Here is a 14,022-nt window from a genome sequence, read left to right on the forward strand (position 1 = left end):
TCCCACCGCGTCGCTACCACCTTGCCGGAGACCACTATCAACAGCCATAGTCGGTCACATCGCGCAAGTCCCAAGCGCCTCATTCCGGTTCACAAAGCGCCAGACTTTCAAATGACTTCCAACGGTTTTCCAATACTGGACGCCCGAATCGGCCACTGGCCGATCGCCGGCAGCTTCACGATCAGCCGCGGCGCCAAGACCGAAGCCGTGACAGTGATCGCGGAGCTGCGACACGGGACGATGGTTGGCCACGGCGAATGCGTGCCCTATCCGCGTTATGGCGAAACGCCCGATGCGGCGCTGAGCGCCCTGCTCGCGATGCGCGATGCGATCGCCTCTGGTCTCGACCGCAACGCCCTGCAGACGGCGATGCCGCCGGGCGCGGCGCGCAATGCCCTCGATTGCGCGCTGCTCGACCTCGAAGCCAAACGAAACGGCCGGCGCATCTGGGACCTGCTCGGACGCCGCGCACCGGCGCCGTGCGTCACGGCCTACACGATTTCGCTCGGGACCCCCGATGTGATGGCCAAAGCTGCGGCCAAGGCCGCGCACCGCCCGCTGCTCAAGATCAAGCTCGGCGGCGACGGCGATCCGGCGCGGATTGCAGCCGTGCGAGCCGCGGCGCCGCAGTCACAACTGATCGTCGACGCCAACGAGGCCTGGACCGAGGCCGTCCTGGAATCCAATCTCGCAGCCTGCGCCGCCGCCGGCGTCAAGCTGGTCGAGCAGCCGCTGCCCGCAGGCAACGACGAAGCGCTCGGAAGGATCGCGCGCCCGCTCGCCGTCTGCGCCGACGAGAGCGTGCACGACCGCAGCTCGCTGGACGCGCTGCGTGGGCGCTACGACGCCGTCAACATCAAGCTCGATAAGACCGGAGGACTCACCGAGGCGCTTGCCATGGCCGATGCCGCGCGCGCGCTCGGCTTCGACATCATGGTCGGCTGCATGGTGGCGACGTCGCTGTCGATGGCGCCGGCCATGCTGCTGACGCCGTTCGCCCGTTTCGTCGATCTGGACGGACCGCTGCTGCTCGCCGAGGATTGCGAGCACGGCCTGCACTACGAGGACAGCCTGGTCTATCCGCCCGATCAGGCGTTGTGGGGCTGAAGCGAGACGCCGCGGCGCGCGAGCCACATCAGCGCGCCGCCCGCTCCGGCCATCGCAGCCATCACGTAGTAGACGCCGGGGCCATAGGCCGCATAGACCGGCCCCGAGAGGGCCGACGCCGCCGAGCCGACCACGCCGCTGGCGGCGGCATAATAGCCCTGCCCGCGCGCGGTCAGATGCGCCGGCACCTGGCGCACCAGCAGCCCCATGGTTCCGACCAGCGTCAGCCCGAAAGTGAAGCCATGGCTGATCTGGACCGCCGCGAGCCCCGCCGCATGCGGCTCCTGCGCCGTGAGGCTCCAGCGCAGCACGGCCGCCATCGCACCGATCATGACCAGGCTGGCGGGCGCCAGCGTGAACCGTGGCGACAGGGCAAACACGACGATCTCGGCGAGCACGCCCATGGTCCAGAGCCAAGCGATGGTCAGCCCGCTGAAGCCCTGCGCCTTCCACTCGATGGCGGAGAACGTGTAGTAGGCCGCATGGCTGGCCTGAATCAGCGCCGAAGCTGCGATGATGCAGAGGAAGCTCGGATTGCCCAGCAGACTGCGGCCGTCCCGGGACGGGCCGGCGCCTTGCGGCAAGGGCGGCAGCGCCTGCAGCAGCAGGCTGCTTGCCGCACCGCACAGCGCAACCGAGACGATGATCCAGATCAGCTCGGACGACGGCGCGAGATCGGCCAGCCCGCCGCACAGCAGCGTTCCAGCGATGAAGGCCGCCGATCCCCACAGCCGCAGGCGACCGTAGTTCAGGCCATAGCTCATCACGCCACGAAGCGCATAGGCGTCCGTCAGCGGGACAACGGGTGTCCATAGGCAGCAGGTCGCCACGTAGACCAGGAATACCAGCCAGGGTTCGCGCTGGAAGGCAAGAACCACAAAGCCCGATGCCGTTGCGAAGGTGGCCAGCCCCATCGCGGTGCGCAGGGCCTGCCGGCGCTCGGCGACCGCAGTGATCAGCGGCAGGACGGTGAAGCGGGTTACGGCGGGAACCGCAATGATGACGCCAATCCATGCGGCATCCAGCCCGATCGCCCGTAGCCATACGGGAAAGAACGGCAGATGCGTGCCCGACAGCATGAACACCGCGCCATAGAACAGCCCCAACCTGTCCGCGAATCGGCGCGACAATACCGGCGATGTGGTGGAGATTTGTCGGGACAGTGGCATCAATTCAATTGCGATTCGATCAATATCATGGTGATCGTTATGCCAACGCGCAGCAATGTGCGCGATAGGTTTGCCATGGTCGATGAAGTCTTCGCCCTCTCGCCGATATCCGCCCGTGCGGCTCAGCCGAACGAGGCCGATTACGAGGCGATCCGCGACGCCTTCATGGAGACGTCCCGAGGCCGCTGGTTCCTCGGTGAATATGCCAAGCGCAACCGCAATGCTGACACCAGCATGGTGCTCGACGCCGTCGCCCGCATCGAGCACGCTCTTGCCTCGCAGCGTCAGCAGCAGCAGGAATTCGAGCAAGCGGACAGCAAGGCGCTGCCCGAAGCGCTCGCCGCGATCCGCGCCACGGTCGAAGACGCCGCGTTGGCCGCCGCCTCTGCGGTCGACCGCATGGCCCTCGAGCAGAACCTGGCGCCGGTGCGCAAGGGCATCCGAATCATCAAGGAGATTTCCTGGCGCTGGCGCGAGATCGGCGCCGATTCCCGGATCTGTGACCTGATCGATTCGCAGGTGACATCGATCGAGGCCGCCTGCGATCAGCTTGCGAGCGCCGACCCCAAGCTCGCGCTGCTTGCGGCGTTCGAGATCATCAAGACGCGGCTGAAGGAGCTCGAGGCGGAGAAAGCGAGCGTTCCGCCTGCGGCCGACGAGATCAGTCCGGCGGCCGAGGCCGCCGCTTCGCCAGCGCCTTATGTCGCATCAAGTCCGTCCGCCGAGATGGTGGTCTCGGAGCCGGAGCCTGCACCGGAACAGAGCGAGGCGTCCCAGGCAGCGCTCGAGATCGCCATTCCGCTCGTTGCGGCGGTGGCCGCGATGGAAGTGGTTGAGACCTCCTCGGCTGCTGACGCTGTGATCGTGGCGGCCGCAGCAGTCGACGCCAGGATCGTTGACGCCGAAACTGCGGCAGTGGTGCAGCCCCCGGAAGCTGCGACGGAGCCGTCGGTGGACGAAGCCCTGCTCGAGATCGAGCAGCACGCCGCGGCGGCCCTGGATGACGCCGCCGCCGCAGAAGCCGAAGACGAAGCTATTCTGGAATTGGTCGCGGCGGAGATGGGTGTCCTCGACCCGATCGACGACGAGGAGTTCAGCCGGGTCAGGACGCTCGGCTTCGACATTGAGGAGCCGACCTCGGTCGACGACGACATCGTCGCGAGCTTCAGCGAGACAGCGCCGTCGGAGCCGGATCTCGTGCTGACCACGGCAGAAGCCCCGGTTGCCACGGCGGCGCCGGCTCCGGCTGCGCCCACGATGCCTGCCCCGCCGGTGTCTGCCCCGCCGGTGTCTGCTCCGTCGATGTCTGCCCCTCCGATGCCGGCCCCGCCCACGGCGGCCCCGCGCATGGCATCGCCTCCAGTCCCGGCGCCAATCCCCAGCGCGCCCGTATCGCCACCGCTTCCGGAGGCGATCACCATCGAGACCCTGGCCGCCGTGGCGGCTGCGGTCGCAGCTCAATCTCCCGCAGCGGCCCCGCAGGCCGACGTTGCGCCGAGCCAGCAGGTCCGCCCGACCGCTGCCGCGGCTCACAGCACCAGCGCATCCGCGATGCCCAAGCCTGCCTACGAGCCGTCGCTGGGATCGACACTCCTGTCGAACGGCCTTCTGCAGCGGCCACAGGCGCCCGCCAATGACTCGCTGGCGCCGATCCGTCGCATGACCCAGCCTGAGAAGATCGCATTCTTCTCGTAGGCCGAGAGCATCTCGGCCACCTCCTGTTGAACCTCGATCACTGAGCACCAAGGGTGCCGCGTTGATGGGTGACGCGGGTCACGTACGCCACTGCGTGATCTGCGTAGCCTGCTTCTCAAGCCATTCGCTTTGCGCATGCTTGAGGAGAACGCCGTGTCCGTTCCGAAATTTCGCGCTGTAACGTCCGCCTGGAAATCCCTGCTCATGTCCGCGCTGCTGGGCCTGATGGCCTGGGTCGGCCCGGGCTCGGCGTTCGCCGCCGGCAGTGAGCTCGACACCCTTCACACGCCACCGCGCGCGCTGGCAGCTCCCTCACCGGCAAGGGAGAGCAACACGCCCGCCGCGATCCCTCAAGGAGCCGAGCCACGCGTCGCGCTCGTGATCGGCAATGCGAGCTATCAGAACGCGCCGCCGCTGGAGAACCCGGACAACGACGCCCATGCTGTTGCCAAGCTGTTGAACTCGGCCGGCTTCGAGGTGATCACGGCGACCGACCTGACGCAGAACGAGATGCTCAAGGTCGTGGAGGATTTTTCGAGCCGGGTGGCAGCACACGGCCCGAATACCGTGGCAATGGTCTACTACGCCGGCCATGGGGTTCAGCTCGCGGGCGAGAACTATCTGATCCCGATCGATGCCCGCATCTCGGCGCCCTCCGACCTGACGACGGGGACCATCCGGCTGGTGGATCTGATGGCGACGCTCGACGCCATCCCGAGCCGCATGCGGATCGTCGTACTGGACGCCTGCCGCAACAATCCATTCCCTGCCATCAACGATGCCGGACGCGGACTTGCCATCGTCGACGCGCCGAACGGCTCCATCCTCGGATATTCGACCTCGCCCGGCGCGGAGGCGCTCGACGGCCGCGGCGAGCACAGCCCTTATGCGCAGGCCTTCCTCAACCTCGCGCGACAGCCGAACCTGCCGATCGAGCAATTGTTCAAGCGCATCCGTCTGCAGGTCAACCAGACCACCGACGGCCGGCAGACGCCGTGGGAAAGCTCTTCGCTCACCGGCGATTTCACCTTCTTCGGGGATACGCTGGTCGCGGCCGCGCGCCCTGCCGAGAATGCGCCGGTGATCCAGGTGGCGGCCAACCTGCCCAGCCGGTCCGTGCGGCAGGCCTATGACTACGTGCTGTCGGAGAACCGTCCGCAATATTATCGCGAGTTCATCGCGATGTATCCGCGCGATCCGCTCGCCGACCGCATCCGCGCCCTGCTCGCCGGCCTCGTGCAGGCCGCGGCGTGGCACGAGGCCGTACTGGCGAATTCGCCGGCCGCCTATCGGAGCTTCCGTGAATCCTATGCCGACAGTCCATATGCGCCGGTCGCGCTGCGGCTGCAGGGACAGCCGCGGCCCATCCCCGTGCTGCAACCGAGCCGCCTCATCATGCCACCGCAACTGGCGCCGATCGCGCGACCGTTCAATCCGGGCGCACAGATCCCGCAGCCGAAGCTGCCGACCACCACCATGCCGCCGCGCGGGCCGCTGCCGCCCACGGTCGTCACGAAAGGCGATGCCGTCAACAACGCGATTCCCAACAAGGTCGTCGATCCCGGGCCGATCTCTCAGACGAAATTGCGCGACAGGATCATGCCGCCGGCAAATCCGCCCGTGACTACGAAAATCCAGCGCGACCCACTGAGGCGCAGTCCTGGTCGGCCATTCGACACCCGCGAGGTCCGGCGTCCCTTCCCCGGCAATTCCGGACCGTTCAAGCCGAACATCAACGCGTCGCATCCGTCGATGGCGCGGGGTCAAGGCGGGATGCAGGGCGGCCCGACGCGGGGCGCGCCGCACGTCGCGCAGTCCGGACTGCGGATGGGTGGTGGAGGATCGGCAAGAGGCGGCCTCGGCTTTCGCTGAGGCTTGATCGTCAGGCAATCAGCCGGGCGTAGAGCTCAGCGTCGACATTGCCGCCGGAGAGCACGATCACCACCGTCTTGCCCGCCGCGTCCAGCCGGCCGGCCAGCAATGCCGCGAGCCCGACCGACCCGCCGGGCTCGACCACGAGCTTCAGCTCCCGGAAGGCAAAGCCGACCGCCCGCCCCACCTCCTCATCCGAGGCCTCGACCGCAGCCGACAGAAGTTGGCTGTTGATCGCGAAGGTGATCTCGCCGGGAATCGCCGCCATCAGCGCGTCGCAGATGGTTCGGCCCTTTGCATCGTGGGCCTCGCGGTGACCGGCCCGCAGCGAGCGCGCATGGTCGTCGAAGCCCTTTGGCTCGGCAACAATCATCTGCGTCTGCGGATATCGCGCCTTCACCGCGGTCGAGACGCCGGCAAGCAGCCCGCCGCCGGAAGCAGGCACAATCACCAGATCCGGCGACAGGCCGAGCGCAGCAAGGTCGTCGGCGATCTCGCGGCCGACGGTGCCCTGCCCTGCGATGACAAAGGGATCGTCATAGGGCGGCACCACCGTCGAGCCGCGCTTTGCAGCGATGTCGCGCGCGATCGCTTCGCGGTCCTCGCGATCGCGATCATAGAGCACGACGTCGGCACCGAACGCCTTGGTGCGATCGCGCTTGGCCGCCGGCGCATCCGAGGGCATCACGATCGTGGCGTCCATGCCCAGCAATGTGGCGGCATGAGCGACGCCCTGCGCATGGTTGCCCGAGGAAAACGCGACGACACCGTTGCCGCGCGCTGCTTGCGGGATCGACGCCAGTTTGTTGTAGGCGCCGCGGAACTTGAACGAGCCGGTCCGCTGCAGCACCTCCGGCTTCACGAAAACGTTCGCTTTGAAGCGCTCGCTGAGCACGGGAGCCGGCAGCAGCGGGGTCCGCACGGCCACGGGCGCGAGGACGCGTGCCGCCGCATCGATGTCGGCGGCGGTCACGGGCAGGATCGGGGAATGAGCTGTCATACCCCTATTTTACCGCGCCCGATTGCCGAGAGGCAAGGGAGCCGGTGTCAGGCGGCGCGGGCGGCCAGCTGCGGAACCGGCGCCGGCTGCCGCTGCGGATCGGTCCAGGTGAGGATCTCGAAGCGGCCGTCCTCGTGCTCGACCAGCGCCGTGCAGCTTTCGACCCAGTCGCCGCAATTCATGTAGCGGATGCCGTCCTGGTCGCGGATGACGGCGCAATGGATGTGGCCGCAGATCACGCCGTCAGCGCCATGCCGGCGCGCCTCGGAGGCCAGTGCCGTCTCGAACGCGCCGATATAGTTCACCGCGTTCTTGACCTTCTGCTTGGCCCATTGCGACAGCGACCAATAGGGCACGCCGAACATGCGGCGGAAGAAGTTGACCAGCCGGTTCATCTGGATCGCAAAATCGTAGGCCTTGTCGCCGAGATGGGCGAGCCAGCGCGCGTTCTGCACGACCAGATCGAAGATGTCGCCGTGAATGACGAGATAGCGTTTGCCGTCGGTGCCGGTGTGCACGATGTTCTCGACGACGTCGATGCCGCCGAAATGCGTGCCGTAGTAGCCGCGCAGGAACTCGTCGTGATTGCCGGGGACGTAAACGACCTTGGCGCCCTTGCGCGCCTTGCGCAGCATCTTCTGCACCAGGTCGTTATGCGACTGCGGCCAATGCCAGCTCGATTTGAGCGCCCAGCCATCGATGATGTCACCGACCAGATAGATCGTATCGGCATCATGGTGGCGCAGGAAATCGACCAGGAGATTGGCCTGCGAGCCGCGGGCTCCGAGATGAACGTCCGAGATGAACAACGTCCGAAAGCGCCGAGCCGGGCTTTCTTCACCAGCAGTCTCAAGTCCCATGCGCGCCCACCTAACAGCCCCTGATGACACCGCGATGACGAACGGCCGCATCGGCAGAACCCGTCCTGCCGGACCGCGACCGGACACCGCTCGTTCGACGACTCGCGACGTCCTTCGTCACTGCCCCGCGATACCAGCGCGGTGCGACAATCAGGCGACAGGCGGGCGGCGCGAACAGGGAAAATCGGCCTCCTATCTCGGCATGGTGACGACACGCAGATTGTTGGTGGTGCCGGCCTGCGCGAACGGGATGCCGGCGACGACGACGAGCAGGTCGCCGGCTTCCGCGAACTCCTCCTGCACGGCAAAGAAGGTCGCGCGCTCGACCATTTCCTCGTAGTTCTGCACGTCCTGCGACAGCACGCTGTGCGCGCCCCACAACAGGCACATGCGCCGCGAGGTGTCCTCGTTCGGCGTGATCGCCAGAATCGGCAGGCTCGGCCGCTTGCGCGCAACGCGGGAGGCCGAAGTTCCGCTCGACGTATAGGCCACGATCGCCCTGGCGTGGATCGCCGACGCCAGGTCGGCCGCGGCGGTCGCCACCGCATGCGGTGCGGTCTGCTCCTCGCCCGGCTGCGTCGCCTCGACGATGGAGCGGTACATCTTGTGGCCCTCGGTTGCCTTGATGATGCTGTCCATCATCGCGACCGCCTCGCGCGGGTATTGCCCGCTGGCCGATTCCGCCGACAGCATCACCGCGTCGGCGCCGTCATAGATCGCGGTCGCGACGTCGGAGACCTCGGCGCGGGTCGGCGTCGGCGTCGCGACCATCGAATCCAGCATCTGCGTCGCGACGATCACCGGCTTCACCGCGAGCCGGCAGGCGCGCACCAGCTCCTTCTGCTTGCCCGGCACGTCCTCGTTGGGAATCTCGACGCCGAGATCGCCGCGCGCGACCATGATCGCGTCCGACAGCTGGATGATGTCGTCGATGCGCTCCAGCGCCGCCGGCTTCTCGATCTTGGACATGATGCCGGCGCGGCCATTGATCAGGCCCCTCGCCTCCAGCACGTCGGACGGCTTCTGCACGAACGACAGCGCCACCCAGTCGACGCCGAGGTCGAGCCCAAAGGCAAGATCGGAGCGGTCCTTGGCCGTCAGCGGCGACAGCTCCAGAATCGTGCCCGGCAGATTGACGCCCTTGTGATTGGAGATCGCGCCGCCGACGATCACCTTGGCTTCGATCCAGTCGTCGCCGAGGCCCATGACGCGCACCCGCACGCGGCCGTCATCGATCAGAAGATCGTGACCGGGCGCGACCGCCGCAAAGATCTCCGGATGTGGCAACGGAATCGACGTCTTGTCGCCCTCGGTGCCGTTGAGGACAAACCGAATCGTCTCGCCGGCTTCGACCTGGATCTTCTTGTCGCGCAGCGTGCCGACACGAATCTTCGGACCCTGCAGATCCATCAAGATGCCGATTGGCCGCTGCACCTCCTTCTCGAGGGCGCGGACCGCGGCATGGACCCTGGCGTGATCGGCCTGCGTGCCGTGACTGAAATTGAGACGAAATGTGTCTACACCGGCGAGGAACAGCGCTTTCAGCATCTCCGGAGAATTGCTCGCGGGACCGACAGTCGCGACGATCTTGGCTCGACGGTGACGACGCATGATGTGTCCTTTCTCCTGAAGCCCAGGTCACTTAAGTCCGTGTCTCGCGTCACCATGACATGCATGTGATTAGCATGCGCGGACGCAGCGGAAGCGCTGATATACGCCCCGCAGCGTCCATTGCAAGCGCGACGCGGAACACGCCGAAATTGTGCAAGAGAGTGGCACGCCTCAGACGTTGGAGCCGTGGATCGCGTCGATGACGGCGTCGGTCACCTCCTTGGTCGTCGCCTTGCCGCCCACGTCGGGCGTCAGGATGCCGGCTGCACACACCTTTTCCACGGCCGCCATCAATCGCACGGCCGCGTCCCTCTCGCCGAGATGCTCGAGCATCTGCGCGCCGGTCCAGAACGTCGCCACCGGATTGGCGATGCCCTTGCCGGTGATGTCGAACGCCGAGCCGTGGATCGGCTCGAACATCGACGGGAAGCGCCGCTCCGGATCGATGTTGCCGGTCGGCGCCACGCCGAGGCTGCCGGCGAGCGCGCCGGCGAGATCGGACAGGATGTCGGCATGCAGGTTGGTCGCGACGATGGTGTCGAGGCTCTTCGGCTGCAGGGTCATGCGCACGGTCATCGCGTCGACCAGCATCTTGTCCCAGGTCACGTCGGGGAATTCCCGCGCCACCTCGGCGGCGATCTCGTCCCACATCACCATGCCGTGGCGCTGCGCATTCGACTTGGTGACGACGGTGAGGAACTTGCGCGGCCGCGACTGCGCCAGCTTGAACGCGTAGCGCATGATTCTGGCGACGCCGACGCGTGTGAAGACCGCGACCTCCGTGCCGACCTCTTCAGGCAGGCCGCGATGCGCGCGGCCACCCATGCCGGCATATTCGCCCTCGGAATTCTCGCGCACGATCACCCAGTCGAGATCGCCGACGCCGACATTGCGCAAGGGCGAGGCCACGCCGGGCAGGATCTTGGTCGGGCGCACATTGGCGTACTGATCAAAACCCTGGCAGATCGGCAGCCGCAGGCCCCACAGCGTGATGTGATCGGGCACGTCGGGCGCGCCGACCGCGCCGAAATAGATCGCATCGAATTTCTTGAGTTCGGTAAGGCCGTCGGCCGGCATCATCACGCCGTGCTTCTTGTAGTAGTCCGAGCCCCAGTCGAAGGTCTTGACGTTGAAGCTGATGTCGCCCGCGCGCTTGGCGAGTGCCTCGAGAACGCGGACACCTTCGGAGATGACCTCGGGGCCGATGCCGTCGGCGGGAATGGCGGCGATGGAATGGGTGCGCATTTGAGCTTTTCTTGACCTCTGTCCGGGCGTTTCACCCGGACAGCTTTTGCACGACATCCCGCGAACGACAAGCCGGCGCCGGGCTGTGTCGCCGCCCTACCCCAGCGGCGCCTCCGCGATGTCCAGCAGGGCGCCGAGGCCGTGGCGCAGGCTGCGCATCGGCTGCTGCTCCGAGGACAGGCCGAGGGCCAGCAGCGATCGCCCGGTCACCGCGTAGACGTGGCCAAACGGAAACGACTGCGGCTGTGCATCCGGCTGGTTGGTATCGATCAGCGCCAGCCAGTTGTGGCCCTCGGGCACGGACGGCAGCGTGAAGTTCACGACGTCGTAATGCGCGTTGTAGACCAGCAAGAGCGTCGCGTCCGATCCGCGCCGCTTGACGCCGGTCTCCTGGGCGCGGCCGTCGAGCAGCATGCCGAAACAGCGCGCGTGATCATCGGTCCACTGCTCGGTCGTCATCTCCTCGCCGGACGGATCGAGCCACGTCACATCCTTGACGTCGAGCTCCTCATTGTGCGAGCCGACCAGGAAGCGGCTGCGATAGAGGATCGGGAAGGCCTTGCGCATCGCGATCAGCTTGCGCGTGAACTCGCGCAGCGCCCTGCCCTGCGGCGTGATGCCCATCCAGTCGAGCCAGGTGGTCTCGTTGTCCTGCGCATAGGCATTGTTGCTGCCGTTCTGGGTATGGCCGAACTCGTCGCCCGCCAGCAGCATCGGCGTGCCGTGCGACAGCAGCATCGTGGCGAGCAGATTGCGCTTCTGCCGCTCGCGCAACGCGGTGATCTCGGGGTCGTCGGTCGGCCCCTCGACGCCGCAATTCCACGAGTGATTGTTGCTGTGGCCGTCGCGATTGTCCTCGCCATTCGCCTCGTTGTGCTTCTCGTTGTAGGAGACGAGGTCGTTGAGATTGAAGCCGTCATGGGCGGTGATGAAGTTCACGCTCGCCCAGGGCCTTCGGCCGCGCTTGTTGAACAGATCGCCCGAGCCCGAGATGCGCTTGGCGAAATCGGCCAGCGTGCCGCCGTCGCCCTTCCAGAACGCGCGCGCGGTGTCGCGGAACTTGTCGTTCCACTCCGCCCAGCCCGGCGGAAACTGGCCGACCTGATAGCCGCCCGGACCGATGTCCCAGGGCTCGGCGATCAGCTTGACGCTGGACAGCACCGGATCCTGCCGGCAGGCGTCGAGGAAGCTGCCGCCTTCGTCGAAGCCGTAGGGCTCGCGCGCCAGGATGGTGGCGAGATCGAAGCGGAAGCCGTCGACCCGCATCTCGGTCGCCCAATAGCGCAGCGAGTCCGCGACGAGCTGCAGCACGCGCTGGTGCGACAGGTTCACGGTGTTGCCGGTGCCGGTGTCGTTGATGTAGTAGCGCTTCTGGTCCGGCATCAGCCGGTAGTAGCTGGCATTGTCGATGCCCTTGAACGACAGGGTCGGCCCGAGCTCGTTGCCTTCGGCGGTGTGGTTGTAGACCACGTCGAGGATGACCTCGATGCCGTTGGCGTGGAACTGGTTGACCATGGTCTTGAATTCGGTCGCGAGCGGCGTCTTGAGATAGCGCGGCTCCGGCGCGAAGAAGCCGATCGAGTTGTAGCCCCAGTAGTTGCGCAGGCCCTTGTCGACCAGATAGCTGTCGTCGATGAAGGCATGGATCGGCAACAGCTCGGCCGAGGTGATGCCCAGGGAGCGCAGATAGGCCGGGATGTCCTGGTGCGCGAGACCGGCGAAGGTGCCGCGATCGGCCTCGGGCACCAGCGGATGCAGCTTGGTAAAACCCTTGACGTGCATCTCGTAGAAGATCGTCCGCTCCCACGGAATTTCCGGCTTGCGTGAGGTGCCCCAGGTGAAGGCGGGATCGATGACCCGGCACTTCAGCATCAACGGCGCGCTGTCGCGGCCGTCGAACGACAGATCCTTGTCGGCATGATCGAGCTGGTAGCCGAACAGCTCCGGGCCCCAGCGCAGGTTGCCGACGAGCTGCTTGGCATAGGGATCGATGACGAGCTTGTTCGGATTGAAGCGGTGGCCGGCGTCGGGCTCGTAGGGTCCGTGCACGCGATAGCCGTACACCGTGCCGGGACGGGCGGTCGGCAGATAGCCGTGCCACACCTCGTCGGTGTATTCCGGCAGCTCGATGCGCTCGAGTTCGGTCTCGCCGGTGTCGTCGAACAGGCACAGCTCGACCTTGGTCGCATGCGCGGAAAAGATCGCAAAATTGACGCCGAGACCGTCCCAGGTCGCGCCGAGCGGAAACGGACGGCCTTCGCTGATCTTGGCCTTGCGCAGGTTGAACGCCGCCTGCGTCAGGGCGTCGGCCCTGTCGGTGATCTGATCCATTGCTGCCCCCTGGCAATGCGCTGTCTAATGCGTCTCGGATGCCGCAACGACCTCGACGGCAGCGGTCTCCGTGGCTGCAACGGACGCAATCACCTCAGCGGGCGGCACATCCGCGGGGACGGCCGGCTTGCTGGCGCGCTGCTGATGGACTTCCTTCGAAATCGCGGCGATGGAATTGCCGATGCGGCCGACGATCTCGGTCAACTCGGCCGGCGTGACGCGCAGCCTCCGCGTGACGATGCGGACCTGGACCCGATCGGTGAGATCGAGCTTGTTGCGGATGGGCTGGATTTTGGGACGGCGCATTGGGATCCTCCTGCGTGAGGGCTAACCGCGGCTGCGGAATTTGGTTCCCAAAGCGAGCCGCCGGCATGCCCAGGACCGCGATGAGGACATGAATCATTGGTCTCGCGGCGTCTTACGCCCGAGTGATGTCAGTCGTGTCACCCTCGCCTCAGGCAGAGGGCACGGGGAATGCCGGGAGCTGGCCGCCCCCATGGCCCGCCTGCAGAAAAAAAGCAGGCGGCAGTCACCACAGGTTCAGCCGAGACATCCCGGCATTCCCCGCGCGATGGTTTTCACGCTTACTTCGCGATCTCCCCGGTGTCCGGCTTGTGAGCCACCGTCGCCCTCGGGCTCGTCGCCCGAGGACTTGGCGCCAGCGTCGGGGCGCCAGGACCACGCGACTTCGCGTCCGCAAGCTGCCGTTCGTCCGCGCGGGTCACCCCGCGCTGCGGCATCCTGCAGCCACCGCATCCCGCGCCCAACGTTCCGTGACGATCGCGAAGCGCCCCTCTCGAGGAGCACGGGATGGCGATGATCTAGCACGTTTTCTGGAAACGCGAAATAGAAATTTTCAGTCGACGACGAGCACCTTTTCGCACACGTTCGACGGGGTGGCCGGTCCAACTGCCCTTGCACCGGTCGGGCGAAGGAGCGGCGGGAGCCCGCGACCGGAGTCGACCCGAGCACTCCGATTTGCGCAGTGCTTCAGGAAGGATCTGGATGCAGGACGTCAGCACCAATGCGCGCGACAAAGCCACGTCCGCTTTTGACCGATTCCGTTGAAAAAGTCGGCAGTTGCGACGCAGAGAGATCGATGATTCAGTCCGTCTAGTTGGCAGGACTAAAG

General features: G+C 66.3%; 10 protein-coding genes. 3 read left to right on the forward strand and 7 right to left on the reverse strand.

Annotation, left to right across the window (positions count from 1 at the left end; genetic code table 11):
- Positions 1-111 precede the first annotated feature (111 nt).
- Positions 112-1,107, forward strand: a complete 996-nt coding sequence (dgcA, locus tag QW845_RS25880; RefSeq protein ID WP_315804334.1) for an N-acetyl-D-Glu racemase DgcA — start codon at positions 112-114, stop codon at positions 1,105-1,107.
- Here dgcA and QW845_RS25885 read toward each other — a convergent pair.
- Positions 1,089-2,276 (reverse strand): MFS transporter, encoded by a 1,188-nt coding sequence (locus QW845_RS25885; protein WP_315804335.1) that lies wholly within the window; start codon positions 2,274-2,276, stop codon positions 1,089-1,091. The genes dgcA and QW845_RS25885 overlap by 19 nt on opposite strands.
- 75 nt (positions 2,277-2,351) lie before the next feature.
- Between QW845_RS25885 and QW845_RS25890 the strand changes: the two genes are divergently transcribed.
- Together QW845_RS25890 and QW845_RS25895 are read left to right on the forward strand one after the other, a co-directional pair.
- Complete coding sequence (locus QW845_RS25890; protein WP_315804336.1) at positions 2,352-3,971, forward strand: hypothetical protein; 1,620 nt, start codon at positions 2,352-2,354, stop codon at positions 3,969-3,971.
- Positions 3,972-4,124: 153 nt separating this feature from the next.
- Positions 4,125-5,843, forward strand: coding sequence for a caspase family protein (locus QW845_RS25895; protein ID WP_409997967.1), 1,719 nt, complete (start codon positions 4,125-4,127; stop codon positions 5,841-5,843).
- A 10-nt stretch (positions 5,844-5,853) separates the two neighbouring features.
- On the opposite strand, the gene QW845_RS25900 is transcribed toward QW845_RS25895, so the two are convergent.
- From QW845_RS25900 to QW845_RS25925, 6 genes are all read right to left on the reverse strand, one after another.
- On the reverse strand, positions 5,854-6,843 hold the full coding sequence (locus tag QW845_RS25900) for a threonine/serine dehydratase (RefSeq protein WP_315804338.1): 990 nt from the start codon (positions 6,841-6,843) through the stop codon (positions 5,854-5,856).
- A 47-nt stretch (positions 6,844-6,890) separates the two neighbouring features.
- Positions 6,891-7,703, reverse strand: coding sequence for a UDP-2,3-diacylglucosamine diphosphatase (locus QW845_RS25905; protein WP_315804339.1), 813 nt, complete (start codon positions 7,701-7,703; stop codon positions 6,891-6,893).
- Between the two features lie 192 nt (positions 7,704-7,895).
- Positions 7,896-9,314: a pyruvate kinase gene (gene pyk / locus QW845_RS25910; protein ID WP_315804340.1), complete on the reverse strand. Its 1,419-nt coding sequence runs from the start codon at positions 9,312-9,314 to the stop codon at positions 7,896-7,898.
- A 171-nt stretch (positions 9,315-9,485) separates the two neighbouring features.
- Positions 9,486-10,559 carry a tartrate dehydrogenase gene (locus tag QW845_RS25915; protein ID WP_315804341.1) on the reverse strand — a complete coding sequence of 358 codons (1,074 nt, stop codon included), beginning with the start codon at positions 10,557-10,559 and terminating at the stop codon, positions 9,486-9,488.
- A gap of 96 nt (positions 10,560-10,655) precedes the next feature.
- The gene (glgX, locus tag QW845_RS25920; RefSeq protein ID WP_315804342.1) at positions 10,656-12,890 is read right to left on the reverse strand and encodes a glycogen debranching protein GlgX; all 2,235 of its coding nucleotides are present in this window, start codon (positions 12,888-12,890) and stop codon (positions 10,656-10,658) included.
- A gap of 24 nt (positions 12,891-12,914) precedes the next feature.
- Positions 12,915-13,196: a DUF3606 domain-containing protein gene (locus tag QW845_RS25925; RefSeq protein WP_315804343.1), complete on the reverse strand. Its 282-nt coding sequence runs from the start codon at positions 13,194-13,196 to the stop codon at positions 12,915-12,917.
- Positions 13,197-14,022 lie beyond the last annotated feature (826 nt).

The sequence above is a fragment of the Bradyrhizobium sp. SZCCHNS3002 genome (genome assembly GCF_032377435.1).
In the GTDB taxonomy this organism is placed as follows: Bacteria; Pseudomonadota; Alphaproteobacteria; order Rhizobiales; family Xanthobacteraceae; genus Bradyrhizobium.

What these genes read in the sequence shown, in the direction of transcription:
- QW845_RS25885 (WP_315804335.1), bottom strand. Translation starts at nt 2,276, where the DNA reads ATGCCACTGTCCCGACAAATCTCCACCACATCGCCGGTATTGTCGCGC.
- QW845_RS25890 (WP_315804336.1), top strand. Translation starts at nt 2,352, where the DNA reads ATGGTCGATGAAGTCTTCGCCCTCTCGCCGATATCCGCCCGTGCGGCT.
- pyk (WP_315804340.1), bottom strand. Translation starts at nt 9,314, where the DNA reads ATGCGTCGTCACCGTCGAGCCAAGATCGTCGCGACTGTCGGTCCCGCG.
- glgX (WP_315804342.1), bottom strand. Translation starts at nt 12,890, where the DNA reads ATGGATCAGATCACCGACAGGGCCGACGCCCTGACGCAGGCGGCGTTC.
- dgcA (WP_315804334.1), top strand. Translation starts at nt 112, where the DNA reads ATGACTTCCAACGGTTTTCCAATACTGGACGCCCGAATCGGCCACTGG.
- QW845_RS25900 (WP_315804338.1), bottom strand. Translation starts at nt 6,843, where the DNA reads ATGACAGCTCATTCCCCGATCCTGCCCGTGACCGCCGCCGACATCGAT.
- QW845_RS25925 (WP_315804343.1), bottom strand. Translation starts at nt 13,196, where the DNA reads ATGCGCCGTCCCAAAATCCAGCCCATCCGCAACAAGCTCGATCTCACC.
- QW845_RS25905 (WP_315804339.1), bottom strand. Translation starts at nt 7,703, where the DNA reads ATGGGACTTGAGACTGCTGGTGAAGAAAGCCCGGCTCGGCGCTTTCGG.
- QW845_RS25915 (WP_315804341.1), bottom strand. Translation starts at nt 10,559, where the DNA reads ATGCGCACCCATTCCATCGCCGCCATTCCCGCCGACGGCATCGGCCCC.